General features: G+C 60.3%; 12 protein-coding genes. 4 read left to right on the forward strand and 8 right to left on the reverse strand.

The annotated features are described in order from the left end of the window. Positions 1-54: 54 nt before the first annotated feature. The 4 genes from AO388_RS03850 (at position 55) to AO388_RS26745 (ending at position 6,052) form a co-directional block, all read left to right on the forward strand. Positions 55-1,860: a phenylacyl-CoA dehydrogenase gene (locus tag AO388_RS03850; protein ID WP_003432609.1), complete on the forward strand. Its 1,806-nt coding sequence runs from the start codon at positions 55-57 to the stop codon at positions 1,858-1,860. Between the two features lie 380 nt (positions 1,861-2,240). After that, positions 2,241-3,539, forward strand: a complete 1,299-nt coding sequence (locus AO388_RS03855) for a GGDEF domain-containing protein (protein WP_024662884.1) — start codon at positions 2,241-2,243, stop codon at positions 3,537-3,539. A gap of 169 nt (positions 3,540-3,708) precedes the next feature. Beyond that, a complete protein-coding gene (locus AO388_RS03860; RefSeq protein WP_058416066.1) occupies positions 3,709-5,487 on the forward strand; it encodes an acyl-CoA dehydrogenase C-terminal domain-containing protein in 1,779 nt (592 codons plus the stop codon). A gap of 403 nt (positions 5,488-5,890) precedes the next feature. After that, positions 5,891-6,052, forward strand: a complete 162-nt coding sequence (locus AO388_RS26745; protein WP_002555565.1) for a YqaE/Pmp3 family membrane protein — start codon at positions 5,891-5,893, stop codon at positions 6,050-6,052. Between the two features lie 55 nt (positions 6,053-6,107). Here AO388_RS26745 and AO388_RS03865 read toward each other — a convergent pair whose 3' ends face one another. From AO388_RS03865 to AO388_RS03895, 8 genes are all read right to left on the reverse strand, one after another. Further along, on the reverse strand, positions 6,108-7,934 hold the full coding sequence (locus AO388_RS03865) for a S9 family peptidase (RefSeq protein ID WP_058416067.1): 1,827 nt from the start codon (positions 7,932-7,934) through the stop codon (positions 6,108-6,110). Then, positions 7,897-9,066, reverse strand: coding sequence for a pyrroloquinoline quinone biosynthesis protein PqqE (gene pqqE / locus AO388_RS03870; protein WP_058416068.1), 1,170 nt, complete (start codon positions 9,064-9,066; stop codon positions 7,897-7,899). The genes AO388_RS03865 and pqqE overlap by 38 nt, the downstream gene beginning before the upstream one ends. Then, complete coding sequence (gene pqqD / locus AO388_RS03875; protein WP_002555562.1) at positions 9,059-9,343, reverse strand: pyrroloquinoline quinone biosynthesis peptide chaperone PqqD; 285 nt, start codon at positions 9,341-9,343, stop codon at positions 9,059-9,061. Before pqqD ends, pqqE begins: the two co-directional genes overlap by 8 nt. Continuing rightward, positions 9,340-10,095, reverse strand: coding sequence for a pyrroloquinoline-quinone synthase PqqC (pqqC, locus tag AO388_RS03880; RefSeq protein ID WP_003432617.1), 756 nt, complete (start codon positions 10,093-10,095; stop codon positions 9,340-9,342). The genes pqqD and pqqC overlap by 4 nt, the downstream gene beginning before the upstream one ends. An 8-nt stretch (positions 10,096-10,103) precedes the next feature. Continuing rightward, positions 10,104-11,015 carry a pyrroloquinoline quinone biosynthesis protein PqqB gene (gene pqqB / locus AO388_RS03885; protein ID WP_058416069.1) on the reverse strand — a complete coding sequence of 304 codons (912 nt, stop codon included), beginning with the start codon at positions 11,013-11,015 and terminating at the stop codon, positions 10,104-10,106. 88 nt (positions 11,016-11,103) lie between these two features. Further along, positions 11,104-11,178, reverse strand: a complete 75-nt coding sequence (pqqA, locus tag AO388_RS27035; protein ID WP_003422658.1) for a pyrroloquinoline quinone precursor peptide PqqA — start codon at positions 11,176-11,178, stop codon at positions 11,104-11,106. 135 nt (positions 11,179-11,313) lie between these two features. Then, the gene (pqqF, locus tag AO388_RS03890) at positions 11,314-13,602 is read right to left on the reverse strand and encodes a pyrroloquinoline quinone biosynthesis protein PqqF (protein ID WP_058416070.1); all 2,289 of its coding nucleotides are present in this window, start codon (positions 13,600-13,602) and stop codon (positions 11,314-11,316) included. Between the two features lie 205 nt (positions 13,603-13,807). Next, the gene (locus AO388_RS03895) at positions 13,808-14,602 is read right to left on the reverse strand and encodes a carbon-nitrogen hydrolase family protein (RefSeq protein WP_058416071.1); all 795 of its coding nucleotides are present in this window, start codon (positions 14,600-14,602) and stop codon (positions 13,808-13,810) included. Positions 14,603-14,607: the final 5 nt, after the last annotated feature.

The following is a 14,607-nucleotide window of genomic DNA, read 5'->3' on the forward strand; positions in this document are numbered from 1 at the left end:
CTCCAGCGACCGCCCGGTCATTCGTTCCAGGATTCATCAGCAGAGGTTATCGCTATGCCTGACTACAAGGCCCCCTTGCGTGATATTCGTTTTGTTCGTGATGAACTGCTCGGCTATGAAGCGCACTATCAGAGTCTGCCAGCCTGTCATGACGCCACTCCGGACATGGTCGACGCCATTCTGGAAGAGGGTGCCAAGTTCTGTGAGCAGGTGCTGGCACCGCTGAACCGTGTGGGCGATACCGAGGGTTGCACCTGGAGCGAGTCGGGCGTGAAGACGCCGACCGGCTTCAAACAGGCTTACAAACAGTTCGTCGAAGGCGGCTGGCCAAGTCTGGCGCATGACGTTGCGCACGGCGGTCAGGGTCTGCCCGAGTCGCTGGGCCTGGCGGTCAGCGAGATGGTCGGTGAGGCGAACTGGTCGTGGGGCATGTACCCTGGCCTGTCGCACGGTGCGATGAACACGATCTCCGAGCACGGCACGCCCGAGCAGCAGGAAGCGTATCTGACCAAGCTGGTGTCCGGCGAATGGACCGGCACCATGTGCCTGACCGAGTCGCATTGCGGTACCGACCTGGGCATGCTGCGCACCAGAGCAGAGCCTCAGGCTGACGGGACCTACAAGGTTACCGGCACCAAGATTTTCATTTCCGCTGGCGAACACGACATGGCCGATAACATCGTCCACATCGTGCTGGCCCGCCTACCGGACGCACCGGCTGGCACCAAAGGTATTTCGCTGTTCATCGTGCCCAAGTTTCTCTCGGCTGCCGATGGCGGCATCGGTGAGCGCAACGCCGTGAACTGCGGCTCCATCGAGCACAAGATGGGCATCCACGGCAACGCCACCTGCGTGATGAACTTCGATGGCGCTACCGGTTATCTGATCGGACCGGCGAACAAGGGCCTGAACTGCATGTTCACGTTCATGAACACCGCGCGTCTGGGGACTGCACTGCAAGGGCTGGCGCACGCCGAAGTCGCCTTCCAGGGCGGCCTGCAATATGCCCGTGACCGCCTGCAAATGCGCTCGCTGACCGGCCCCAAGGCACCGGAAAAAGCCGCCGATCCGATCATCGTTCACCCTGATGTGCGTCGCATGCTGCTGACCATGAAGGCGTTCGCCGAAGGCACGCGTGCCATGGTGTACTTCACGGCCAAACAGGTCGACATCGTCAAGTACAGCGAAGACCCGGAGCAAAAGAAAGCCGCTGACGCGCTGCTGGCGTTCATGACCCCGATTGCCAAGGCGTTCATGACGGAAGTGGGCTTTGAAGCCGCCAACCACGGCGTGCAGATCTACGGCGGCCACGGCTTCATTGCCGAGTGGGGCATGGAGCAGAACGTTCGCGACAGCCGGATTTCGATGCTGTACGAAGGCACCACCGGTATTCAGGCGCTCGATCTGCTGGGCCGCAAGGTGCTGATGACCCAGGGCGAAGCGCTCAAGGGCTTCACCAAGATCGTTCACAAGTTCTGCCAGAGCAATGAAGGCAACGAAGTCGTTCAGGAGTTTGTGACGCCACTGGCTGCGTTGAACAAGGAGTGGGGCGACCTGACCCTCAAAGTCGGTATGGCGGCGATGAAGGATCGCGAAGAAGTGGGTGCTGCATCGGTGGACTACGTCATGTTCTCCGGCTATGCCTGCCTGGCGTACTTCTGGGCCGACATGGCGCGTGTTGCGGCCGAGAAACTGGCGGCCGGTACGTCTGACGAGGCGTTCTACCGCGCCAAGATCCAGACCGCGCGCTTCTACTTCCAGCGCATCCTGCCGCGCACCCGTACCCACGTGGCGGCCATTCTGTCGGGCGCTGCCAACCTGATGGACATGAAGGAAGAAGATTTCGGCCTGGCTTACTAAGCTTCGCTGGCGTCATGAAAACCGCCTGATCGCTGATCGGGCGGTTTTTTTATGGGTGCGTTTTAGCGCATCGCTGTATTCGAATCCCCGGCGAGACCTGAGAAGGCGTTCAGGCCCCGTGCATAGTCACGATGTTCTCCAGGACACCTCTCGTTCCTCACGCTCCGCGTGGGAATGCAGTTCGTGACGCTCTGTGTCACCCACCAACGCATGCCGACGCGGCGCATGGACGCAAGAAGCCCGCAATAAACATTTCCCACTTCCTGCCGTTACAGAAATTAAGTTGTTTGTTGATCCTGCCGATGCATTGTTTGCTGGGGAGGGGCACAATGCCATCAGGCCAGCCAGTCATCCAGATGCCGGGTAGGAGATAACCCCTTTTGTTGCGTCCATCAGCTGCACGCTTGAGTCATTTTCTGCCTTCACTGGGCTTGCTGGTGGCGGGGCTTGCGGCTGCGTACGTAAAGGACCTGAACGTCTTCTTCACCTCGCTGTTCAACGTGCTTCCGACGCTGGTTCTGTTGTTGGGCGGCGCGTACTGCTGTGTTTACCGACGTCAGCGCGAGCTGTTTCTGATGCTCACGGTGTATATCGCCTACTACCTGCTCGATACCCAGACCGATTACTACCGTGACCACGGTAAGGTCCGCGAAGATGCAGCGGTGATCTTTCACCTGGTCTGCCTGCTGCTGCCGCTGCTGTTCGGGCTGTATGCAGCATGGGAGGAGCGAACGCATCTGTTCCAGGACATGGTCGCGCGGCTCGCGGTGCTGGTAGCGCTGGGTGGCGTGGCGGTGGGGCTTGAGCAGAGCTATCCGGTCGAGCTGCAAGTCTGGCTGGCCGACATTCGCTGGCCTGCTCTGCATGGCGCATGGATGAGCCTGATCCAGTTGTCTTACGCGATGTTCCTCGTGTCATTCGGGGTGCTGATCTGGCAATACCTGGAAAAGCCGCGACCGCTGCATGCGGCGCAGATTGTCGGCCTGCTGGGTTTGTTCTGGGCATTGCCCAAGACCTTCATACTGCCGTTCACCCTGAACATCCTATGCAGCCAGGTGATGCTGATGATTGCCGCTGCTGTCGCTCATGAGGCCTATCAGATGGCCTTCCGCGACGAGCTCACCGGGTTGCCTGGGCGACGGGCGCTCAATGAGCGCATGCAGCGTCTGGGTCGCAACTATGTGCTGGCGATGAGCGACGTGGATCACTTCAAGAAATTCAACGATACCCACGGCCATGATGTGGGAGATCAGGTGTTGCGTCTGGTGGCCAGCAAACTGTCGAAAATCACCAGCGGCGGTGGCAAGGCCTATCGTTATGGTGGCGAAGAGTTCGCCATTGTGTTCGCCGCCAAGACTATCGATGAGTGCATGCCGCACCTGGAAGCCATCCGCGAGACCATCGCCAATTACGAGATTCAGCTGCGCAACAAGGACAGTCGCCCTCAGGACGATCAGCAAGGCCGGCAGCGCCGCAGCGGGGCGCAGTCAGGCAGTGTGTCGGTGACGGTGAGTATCGGCGTTGCCGAACGCCAGCCGGAGCATCGTACGCCCGAAGAGGTGCTCAAATGCGCCGACCAGGCGCTGTATGCGGCCAAGGGCGCCGGGCGCAATTGTGTGGTGGCTTACGGGCAGTTGAACCGACGTGGCGCTGTCCGCACAACTGAAGCGGCAACCTGAGCAAGCCCTTACACTTCCCGTGACCTGTTATGACTATTCAGTCATGACACGACCCTATGTCTCTGAAATGTTGTTCGGTTAGACTCGTGGAACTCGACTGCTGATCTGCGTCGCTGGATGCATCGATCGGCTTCCCAAAGCATTTCGATCCGTGTTCACGAGGTTTGCCATGGCTGACTATAAAGCGCCACTGCGCGATATGCGCTTCGTCCTCAATGAAGTCTTCGAGGTTTCAAAGCTCTGGGCTCAACTGCCCGAGCTGGCCGAAACCGTCGACGCTGAAACGGTCGAAGCCATTCTCGAAGAAGCCGGTAAAGTGACCAGCAAGACCATTGCGCCGCTGAGCCGCAACGGTGACGAGGAGGGCTGCCACTGGAAGGACACCGTCGTCACCACACCTGCAGGTTTCCCCGAGGCCTATAAGACCTACGCTGAGGGCGGCTGGGTCGGTGTAGGCGGTAACCCCGAGTTTGGCGGCATGGGCATGCCCAAGGTGGTGTCGGCTCAGGTCGAAGAGATGCTCAACTCTGCCAGCCTGGCGTTCGGTCTGTACGCGATGCTTACGTCCGGCGCCTGCGTATCGATAGACACCCACGCCAGTGAAGCGCTCAAGAGCAAATTTCTGCCCAATATGTATTCAGGCGTCTGGGCCGGGTCGATGTGCCTGACCGAGGCCCACGCCGGTACGGATCTGGGCATGATTCGCACCCGCGCCGAACCCCAGGCGGACGGCGCTTACCAGATCACCGGCAGCAAGATTTTCATTACCGGTGGCGAACACGACCTGACCGAAAACATCATCCATCTGGTGCTGGCCAAGTTGCCGGATGCACCGCCTGGCCCCAAAGGCATCTCGCTGTTTCTGGTGCCCAAGTTCATGGTCGCTGACGACGGCAGCATCGGCGAGCGCAACACCGTCAGTTGTGGCTCGATCGAGCACAAGATGGGCATCCAGGCGTCTGCAACGTGTGTGATGAACTTCGACGCCGCCACTGGTTACCTGATCGGTGAGCCGAACAAAGGGCTGGCGGCGATGTTCACGATGATGAACTACGAGCGCCTCGGCGTCGGTATCCAGGGCCTGGCCTCTGGCGTGCGCTCTTATCAGGCTGCCGTCGAGTATGCGCAGGACCGTCTGCAGAGCCGTGCCCCGACCGGCGCACAGAACAAGGAGAAGGCCGCTGACCCGATCATCGTCCATCCTGACGTGCGTCGTATGCTGTTGACCATGAAAGCCTTCAACGAAGGCGGCCGGGCGTTTTCCAGCTACGTGGCTCTACAACTGGATATTGCCAAGTTCAGCGAAGACGATGCCGCGCGCAAGCGTGCCGATGATCTGGTAGCGCTGCTGACGCCCGTCTCCAAGGCGTTCCTGAGTGATATCGGTCTGGAAACCACCGTTCATGGTCAGCAGGTATTCGGCGGCCACGGTTACATCCGCGAGTGGGGCCAGGAGCAACTGGTGCGTGACGTGCGTATCACGCAGATCTACGAAGGCACCAACGGCATTCAGGCGCTGGACCTGGTCGGGCGCAAGATCGTCGGTTCGAATGGCGCTTTCTATCAGCTGTTTTCCGATGAAGTCCGCCAGTTCATCAGCGGCTCGGACAACGCGCTCGGCGAGTTTACTCAGCCGCTGAGCAAAGCCTTGAACATGCTGGATGAGCTGACCGGCTGGGTGCTGGATCGCTCGCGTAACAACCCCAATGAAATCGGCGCAGCCTCTGTGGAATATCTGCATCTGTTCGGTTACACGGCGTATGCCTACATGTGGGCCATGATGGCCAAGGCAGCACTCGGTAAAGAGCAGCAGGAGGAGTTCTACGCAAGCAAGCTGGGTACTGCACGCTTCTACTTCGCACGTCTGCTGCCGCGTATTCATTCGCTGGATGCCTCGGTGCGCGCGGGTAGCGATTCGCTGTACCTGTTGAAGGCGTCACAATTCTGACTTGGAAAAGTCTTGTAAGCATTTGCTTACACTGCGTGGTGCCAATTGACCTCTTCCCAAGAAAGGGATCCAAAGTTAATCTTTGTTCATGGACGTAGCGCAGGACGCGCAACAAGACATAACAGGGACACGTAGGGAAGCCTGCCAGGATGGCGGGGTGAAAGGGAAATCAGGGAAACAGTCTGGAAAGCCCCGCTTCGGCGGGGTTTTCTTTGTTTGCGTTTTGAAGATTCTGTTTTCTTTCCGCTCGCAGCACACGCTGCTGTGCCCGCAGTGCAACGCTTGTCCTGATCCTCTCCCGAGAAAGAATAATGGCGCGGTGCCAGAGCCGGTTGAACCCTCACCGCCGGCCAGGGTCGATTAGCTGTATGGCCAATCAGAGCCAATCAATCAGGAGCTTTCCATGGACATCATTCGTATCATTTTCGCCATCCTGCTGCCCCCGGTAGGCGTGTTCATGCAAGTAGGCTTTGCTGGCGCTTTTTGGCTGAATATCCTGCTGACCCTGCTGGGTTACATCCCGGGCATCATCCACGCGATCTACATCATCGTCTCGCGTAAGTAACACCTCGTCGCACTCGCTGATCGTTCCCTGATGCGGGAACGATCACACGGCCTGATCAGGCATCCAGCACATCCCGATAGAAACGCCATTCCTTCTCCAGCGCATCTGCCAGGTTATTCGCCTTGCGGAACCCATGGTGCTCGTCCGCGTAGAAGTGCGCTTCGGTCTTGATTCCGTTGTCTTGCAACGCCTTGAGCATGGACCGGGTCTGTTCCGGAACCACCACGGCATCCAGCTCGCCCTGAAAGAAGATGACCGGCACGCTGATGCTGTCTGCGTGCAACAGGGGCGTACGAGCCTGATAGCGCTCGATGTCCTTGTCGAGATCGCCGATCAGCCAGTCCAGATAATCACCTTCGAATTTATGCGTCGCCCTGGCCAGTGCCACCGGATCGCTGACGCCGTACAGGCTGGCACCCGCGCGGAATACATTGTGGAAGGCCAAGGCGCAGAGCGTGGTGTACCCACCCGCACTGCCGCCGCGAATAAACGCCTGTCGTTCGTCAATCAGGCCGCGCTCGGCCAGATGTTTCACGACTGCACAGGCATCTTCGACGTCCGCCACGCCCCAGGTGAGGTGCAGGCCTTGCCGGTACACCCGACCGTAGCCGCTGCTGCCGCGATAATTGAGGTCTGCCACGGCGAAGCCGCGGTGTGTCCAATACTGAATGCGTGGGTCCAGCACTGGGTAGCAGGCAGAGGTCGGGCCGCCATGGATGAACACCACCAGCGGCGGTTTCTCCGCGCCGGTCATGGCCGGATAGAAGTAACCATGAGCCTCGGCCCCGCCACTGGGGTAACGCAATGTCTGAGGACGGCTGATCTGGTTGGCTGGCAGCGGCGACCCGCCTCCGGCAAGCACCTGAGCACTGCCGTCGTGGCGAGAAATAGCCAGTACCGCCGAGGTGCTTACGGCTGAGGCCGCGATGCAATAGACGAACTCTTCGTCAATGGCGAGGCTGCGAAAGCGGCTGTAACCCGCGCTGAAATCCTCGACGCTGCCGTCGGCCTGACAAAGCCCCAGAACACTTGAACCGTCTTCGAACCAGCTCGCCAGGTAACCATCGTTGATCGGCAGCCAGGTGCAGCTGCCCATTTGCCAGGGCGCGGAGGCATGATCCGCCGGGCGGGCGGAAAGCGGCGCAAACCCGGAAGGTGATTCGCCCCACGGCTGCCAGAAACCTGCACGATCTGTCAGGCAATACAGCCGCCCGTGGGCATCGAAGCGCGGTTGTTGCAGTGACTCTTGCGCGCCGTCGCCTGCGATGCACTGCGCAGTGGCCCAACTGCCATCGTCCTGTTTCGTCGCAGACATCAAGCGGGTGCTGGTCCACGGCTGATGCGGGCGCTGCCATTCGATCCAGGCCAGGCGTCTGCCATCGGCGCTGACAATCGGTGATGAGTAGAAATCAGCGCCTTCGGCCAGCAACTGGCGCTTGCCGTCAGCCAGCTCGATAGCCACCAGTCGATGCGTGTTGTGGTCCTCTTCAACGGCCAGAATCTGGCCGCCGCTGAAGAACACGCCGCCGTAGCGCTTGTCGCCCTCGGTCAGCGCCACCGGCTCGCTGGCATCCAGTGCCTGTCGATACAGTTGCTGGTCGCGCTCGTTGACGAAGACTACGGCGTCGTCGGCGAGGCAGAACGAGCCACCACCGTATTCATACACCCGACTGCGCACGCTGAAGCCTTGTGGCGTCAGGCAGCGCTTGCTGTTGGCGTACCAGTGCCAGATACGGCTGGCGCCGTCTTCGGGGCGGTATTCGTTCCAGAACAGGCCCGCCGAGCTGACATCCAGTTCGGCGAAGTCGACGCCTGCAGCGACCGCTTGGGCGGCGCTCAGGCGTTCAGGAGGATTTTGCGATGAGTCGTGAGTTTCGGTCATTGCGAAAGGCCAGCTCTTCAATGGTTTGAGTAGCGGTTTCGGACTCGTCACGAGCCTGAGTGATGATCCCGTGGTGATAGGATTTGCTGCACACCGGGTCGGCATTGGCGGCGTCGCCGGTCAGCATGAAGGCCTGGCAGCGACAACCGCCAAAGTCCTTTTCCTTCTCGTCACACGAACGGCAAGGCTCGGGCATCCAGTCGTAACCGCGGAAGCGATTGAAGCCGAACGAGTCGTACCAGATGTGCTGCATGCTGTGATCGCGCACGTTGGGGAACTGGATCGGCATCTGCCGTGCGCCGTGGCAGGGCAGCGCTGTGCCATCCGGTGTCACGGTCAGGAAGATATTGCCCCAGCCGTTCATGCATGCCTTGGGACGCTCTTCGTAATAATCAGGCGTGACGAAAATCAGCTTGCACGGATGATTCTCTGCCTCCAGCCGGACGCGGTATTCATTGGTGACGGCTTCGGCGCGGACCAGTTGATCTTTGGTCGGCAGCAGGCCGAGGCGATTCAGGTACGCCCAGCCATAGAACTGACAGGTCGCCAGTTCGACGAAATCCGCCTCCAGCGCGAGACATAGCTCGATGATCTTGTCGATGCGGTCGATGTTGTGTCGATGGGTGACAAAATTCAGCACCATCGGGTAGCCGTGCTTTTTGACCGCCTTGGCCATCTCCAGCTTCTGCGCGAAGGCTTTTTTCGAGCCGGCGAGCATGTTGTTGACCTGCTCGTCGCTGGCCTGAAAGCTGATCTGGATGTGGTCCAGGCCTGCTTCCTTGAAGGCGATGATCTTTTCTTCGGTAAGGCCGATGCCCGAGGTGATCAGGTTGGTGTAGAAGCCCAGACGCCGGGCCTCGGCGATCAGCTCGGCGAGGTCCTGGCGCACCAGCGGCTCGCCGCCGGAAAAACCGATCTGCGCCGCCCCCATTTCCCGCGCTTCCTGCATGACCTTGAACCACTGCTCAGTGCTCAGCTCCTGGCCCTGTTTGGCAAAATCCAGCGGGTTGGAGCAATACGGGCACTGCAACGGGCAGCGATAGGTCAGCTCGGCGAGCAGCCACAGGGGCAGCCCGACCTCGGGAGTGGGCGGTATGTACGGGGTGTTGGTGACGGGGGCCAGGTCAGACAAGATCGATCCAGTTTTTCTTTTTGGCGCCTTCCATGAACTCATCGACGTCCATGCCCAGTTCGGGAACATTGGGGAACTGCTGCTGAAGCTCATGAATGATGGCGGTGATGGTGCGCTTGCCATCGATCAGCCCGCCAATCAGGGCCGCGCTGTCATTGAGTTTGATCATGCCTTCAGGGTAAAGCACCACATGCGCCTTTTGCGCAGGCTCGTACTGAAAGCGATAGCCTTGATGCCATTTGGGTGTCAACGCTCGGAACTGCGGATCGTGCTTCATAGCGTAATCCCCTTATGCCAGACCCTTTGGTCTGTGACGCTGTGATACGGCGGGCGGTTCAACTCGTAGGCCATGGACATCGCATCGAGCATGCTCCACAGGATATCGAGTTTGAACTGCAGGATTTCCAGCATACGCTGCTGACCTTCGTACGTAGTGTAGTGCTGTAACGTGATGGCGAGGCCGTGCTCTACATCGCGTCGGGCCTGACCCAGGCGAGTGCGGAAATACTCGTAGCCGGCCGGGTCGATCCACGGGTAGTGCTGCGGCCAGCTGTCCAGGCGCGACTGATGGATCTGCGGTGCGAACAGTTCGGTCAGCGAGCTGCTGGCAGCTTCCTGCCAGTTGGCGCGGCGGGCGAAGTTCACGTAGGCGTCGACGGCAAAACGCACGCCTGGCAGCACCAGTTCCTGCGAGCGCAGTTGGTCCGGGTCGAGCCCGACGGCCTGGCCGAGACGCAGCCAGGCTTCGATGCCGCCGTCTTCGCCGGGCGCACCGTCATGATCGAGCAGGCGCTGAATCCACTCGCGACGGATCTCGCGATCCGGGCAGTTGGCCAGAATCGCCGCGTCCTTGAGCGGAATGTTCACCTGATAGTAGAAACGGTTGGCGACCCAGCCCTGAATCTGCTCGCGGGTTGCACGACCCTCGTACATCGCCACATGGTACGGGTGATAGATGTGGTAATAGGCACCCTTGGCGCGCAAGGCCTGTTCGAATTCGGCGGGGGACAGCGCAGTCGCTTCGCTCATGTCAGCTCCTAAAGCTCGATGCTCATGCCATCGAAGGCCACTTCGACGTTGCGACGAACCAGCTCCGCACGTTCCGGGGAGTCTTCGTCGAGAATCGGGTTGGTGTTGTTGATGTGGATAAGCACCTTGCGCTGCTCGGGAAAGCCTTCGAGGACTTCCAGCATGCCGCCGGGGCCGTTCTGTGCCAGATGGCCCATTTCCCGGCCAGTACGCGTGCCCACGCCACGGCGCTGCATTTCGTCGTCGTCCCACATTGTGCCGTCGACCAGCAGGCAGTCGGCGTCACGCATTTTCTCGGCCAGTGCGTCATCGACCTTGCCCAGGCCCGGGGCATAAAACAGCTTGCCGCCAGTGCGGGTGTCTTCGACCAGCAGGCCGATGTTGTCGCCCGGGTGCGGGTCGAAACGGTGTGGCGAGTAGGGCGGGGCGGCGCTGCGCAGCGGAAAGGGCGTGAAGCGCAGGTTCGGGCAGGCCGGAATCACAAAGCTGCCCTGTAATTCGATGCGGTTCCAGGTCAGGCCGCCGTTCCAGTGCTTGAGCATTTCGAACAGCGGGAAGCCGGTGCTCAGGTCCTCATGGACCATGTCGGTACACCACACCTGATGCGGGCAGCCTTCACGCAGGCTGAGCAGGCCGGTGGTGTGATCGATCTGGCTGTCCATCAACACGATCGCGCTGATGCCGGTGTCGCGCAATGCGCGCCCGGGCTGCATCGGCGCAAAGCCCTGCAATTGCGCGCGAATGTCAGGTGAGGCGTTGCACAGCACCCAGTTGATACCGTCGTCGGACAGCGCAATGGACGACTGGGTCCGCGCATGGGCACGCAGGCTGCCGTCGCGAAAACCCGCGCAATTGACGCAGTTGCAGTTCCACTGGGGGAATCCACCGCCAGCAGCAGAACCTAGAATCTGGATGTACATGACAGCTCCTGGGACACGCTCTGAAATAAAAAACAGCCACAACCATAAAAAAAGCCCCGGCGAACCGAGGCTTCACAGCGCACTGAAATCAACGGCTTGCGAAGTACATGGTGACTTCAAAACCGATACGCAGATCAGTGTAAGCAGGTTTAGTCCACGACATAAAAATCTCCTCGGATAAGTGCAGCGGTGGGTGACTACATCTTAGTGCATCGCTGGAGGCATACGTTCAGATGCTTAGGGAGCTATGTTACTCATTTTCACAATTCAGCAGGGCTAGAATCTGCATGAAAGACCGTTACCGTTCAGGTAAGGATTGCGGAACGGCCGCGCTGGCAGGGCGATTGGCCACGATTAGCCAGCCCCCTGTGGCGTTGATCAATTGATCCGCAGAGGCCAGCAACGAGTGTGTATCCAGATTTGACAGAGCGCGCTGCAAGGTCTGCGCATGGTCACCCCGGTGCCCGGCGAGGTGTGCCTGCCACTGCAGGTCGGCACGCTGTTGCTCCGGCAGGCTCGACGGCTCGAACTGCGCTGCAAGGGCTTTGGTCTGCTCAGGCAAATCTGCATCGCGGACCCACTGCGGCAATCCGCCGATAAAGGCCTCGATGTGCGCAAACAGTTGCTGGGCATTGCAGGTGGGTGATTGCACGCCGAACAGCAAACCGGTCCGTCCGTCGATCTGCCTGAGGCTACTGAATACCGCGTAACCCAATTGCAGTTCGACCCGCAGCCGCTGATAGAACGGCGCTTGAGCCAGGTGCGCGAGCAGACGCCAGGCCGCTTCATCTTCGATGGAAGTCGTGGGCGCGGGGCAGAACACCAGCACGGCGTCTTCCGGGGAGGACGATGCTTCCGTCGCCCAGTGCTTGCCAGCGCGAATGGCTGGCAGATCGTGTGGGGAAGTTCGCTGAACGCCGGGTGCTGCATTCAACACCGCGTCCAGCATTGACTGGCTGGCCTGTTCAATACCGCTGGTGAAACTGCTCCAGCGCGAAGCCGCCCATACGCCTGGCAGGTCGCTTATGCTCGCCTCCGACCCATTGCGCAGGAAGTGATCGGCAAGCTGCTTGAGCAACTGACGAATCGGGATCAACACCGGCTCGTCGTTTTCCTGTGCGTGGGTATCGGGGTGTTGCAAGCGCTGCAGGCTTTGTTTCAGGACTGCTGGCATCGGTTCGCGCAAACCGTTCAATTGAAGCTGCCAGTACGGACCGTACGCGGTGAAGGTCAGGGTTACTCCGGCCTGACGTGCGTCTTCGACCAGTGGCTTGAGCGCCGCATCGAGCATCCGCCAAAGAGCGGGCTGCGGGGATGGCAGTTGCCAGCGCAGGTACAGCGCGGCTTCAGCGGGGTCGTCCGCTGCCGTATGAAGAAACGGATTCGGCGCTGGCAGGCACCAAGTGACCGGCTCTGGAACGAGGTTATCCACATCAGCGGTGAGCTTCGCCAGTAATGCGCTTAGCGCTTTTTGGCCTTGCTCGCTCAACTGCGCAGGCGTTTCGCGACAGTGATGGTTTGCCAGAGCCAATGCTCCGCACATCTGCAGACGGCGTCGTTCGAGACGGTGGTATTCCTCGATTTGCGTTGGCCAGTGAGCTTTGAAAAAACCGAGCCAGCTGAAAAGCAGGCTACTGATAGCGGTCGCGTTCGCCGGGTCGCCTTTAAACTCGATATCCAGCAAAAGCTGCCCGTCGAACTGGTACAGCGGCGCGGCGTTCAATGAGGTGCAAAGGCCCCTGCGTACCAGCTCGGCGACCAGTCCGCCAGGCTGCGCGGCATTGAGCCAGTGACAGAAGAAGGCCACCGCTTCGTCAGCCTTGTCTGGCAAGTCCTCGAAGGCAAACAGCAGATGGTTTTGCTCGCCAGCCTGTCGAGGGCTGGCCATCAATGCTGGAGGCGGGCGCTGTGTGACCTTCATCCCTGAGGCGAAAACCGCGCCGTGGTTTATCGCCAGCGCCTGCAGTTCAGCCACCGGCAGCGGGCCACTCAGGCACAGGGTCATCTGCCCGGCCTGATAGAAGCCTCGATAAAAGTCTTTCAACGCTTGCTGAAAAGCCGGGTTGGGCACTGACAGGCTGTAGCGATTGCCGGCGTGAAAGCCGCGCAGCGGATGCTGTGGGTTGATCGCTGTCAGCAGGCGCGCCTGATTGCCGGATGCGCTATCGCCGCGCCAGGCGATGAATTCGGCATGCAGCACTTCGCGTTCGCGTAATTGATCTGCGGTGTCCATGCGCGGCCGGGCAAGCATGTCGCATAGCCGCTCCAGCCCTTGGGCGAAGGCCGCTTGCGGCAATTCGAAGAAGAAGTCAGTGGTGCGCTCACGGGTGCTGGCATTGACCTGCCCGCCATGACGCTGCACGAAGGTCATCAGGTTATCCCCGGCCGGGAAGCGTTCGGTGCCGAGGAAAAACAGATGCTCCAGAAAATGCGCCAGCCCCGGCCACGCTTGTGGCGCATCGTGACTGCCGGCTGCCACGCGCAATGAGGCCGCACAGCGCTTGAGCCGTGGCTCGTGACACAGCACCACATTCAAGCCGTTGGCCAGCGTGAGGCGTTGAGTGTCGGCGGCGTGTGCGGCAGGCATGAGGGGCGTCCGGAAAGCTGTGCGAGGCGAGGCGTCATGCTAGCGGATTAACAGACCCGTTCGCGAGCCTGCTGCTCAAAGCTGCGAAATAGAGGACGCAGAGCGTCCAGAACGGCATGCCAACGCAGAGCATTGGCACGATAGGCAACGAGAATGACGATGAGCAAACGCGCTATTTCCAGAGGCTGTACCGGCCTCTTCAGGATCAAGTCAGCGACGTATAAAGCGCCGGGCGGCGATCCACGAAGTAGTCGTTAGCGGTTCTGGCCTGGGCCAGCAGTGACTTGTCCAGCGTGCCGATCAGCAATGCTTCGTCCTGACCCGCCAGCAACGGGCGGCTGCCGTCCGGCGCGCAGAGGCTGCTGAGCCCGCAGTAACGAATCGCGCCCTCGCTGCCGCAGTAGTTGGCGTACACCACGTAGCAGTGATTCTCGAAAGCCCGCGCCCGAACGGTCACGTCGCAGACGAAATCGTAAGGCAGCATGTTTGCGGTGGGGACCAGAATCAACTCGGCCCCCGCCAGGGCCAGCCGACGAGTGTTTTCGGGGAATTCCACGTCGTAGCAAATCAACAGGCCCAGGCGCCAGCCATTCAATTCGACCACCGGGTAATGATCGTCGCCTGCAGCGAACATCGACCTGTCGAGCTCGCTGAACAGGTGCGTCTTGCGATAGTTGCACAGGCGTGTGCCCTGGCTGTCGATCAACTGCACAGCGTTGTAGATCTGCCCATCGGCGGCGCGCTCTGGATAGCCGTAGAGGATCGCAATGCCACTAGCCTGTGCGATAGCGGCAATGCGCGTCGCTGCCGGACCGTCCTGCGCCTGTGCCAGCTCACCGACAGCCTGGGCGCCGATGTTGTAGCCGCTGAGGAACATTTCCGGACAGATCAGCACCTGTGCCCCTTGTTCGGCGGCGGCCTGAGCCTGCTGTTCGAGGCGAGTCAGGTTGCCGCTGACATCCAGCGGCAATGGCGGGCATTGATACAGCGCAACGCGCATGGGGG

The organism is Pseudomonas sp. ICMP 10191 (assembly GCF_001467335.1).
In the GTDB taxonomy this organism is placed as follows: domain Bacteria; phylum Pseudomonadota; class Gammaproteobacteria; order Pseudomonadales; family Pseudomonadaceae; genus Aquipseudomonas; species Aquipseudomonas cerasi.

Coding starts and splice junctions, on each gene's coding strand:
- AO388_RS03850 (WP_003432609.1), top strand. CDS start 55: ATGCCTGACTACAAGGCCCCCTTGCGTGATATTCGTTTTGTTCGTGAT.
- AO388_RS03860 (WP_058416066.1), top strand. CDS start 3,709: ATGGCTGACTATAAAGCGCCACTGCGCGATATGCGCTTCGTCCTCAAT.
- AO388_RS26745 (WP_002555565.1), top strand. CDS start 5,891: ATGGACATCATTCGTATCATTTTCGCCATCCTGCTGCCCCCGGTAGGC.
- AO388_RS03865 (WP_058416067.1), bottom strand. CDS start 7,934: ATGACCGAAACTCACGACTCATCGCAAAATCCTCCTGAACGCCTGAGC.
- pqqD (WP_002555562.1), bottom strand. CDS start 9,343: ATGAAGCACGATCCGCAGTTCCGAGCGTTGACACCCAAATGGCATCAA.
- pqqC (WP_003432617.1), bottom strand. CDS start 10,095: ATGAGCGAAGCGACTGCGCTGTCCCCCGCCGAATTCGAACAGGCCTTG.
- pqqB (WP_058416069.1), bottom strand. CDS start 11,015: ATGTACATCCAGATTCTAGGTTCTGCTGCTGGCGGTGGATTCCCCCAG.
- pqqF (WP_058416070.1), bottom strand. CDS start 13,602: ATGCCTGCCGCACACGCCGCCGACACTCAACGCCTCACGCTGGCCAAC.
- AO388_RS03895 (WP_058416071.1), bottom strand. CDS start 14,602: ATGCGCGTTGCGCTGTATCAATGCCCGCCATTGCCGCTGGATGTCAGC.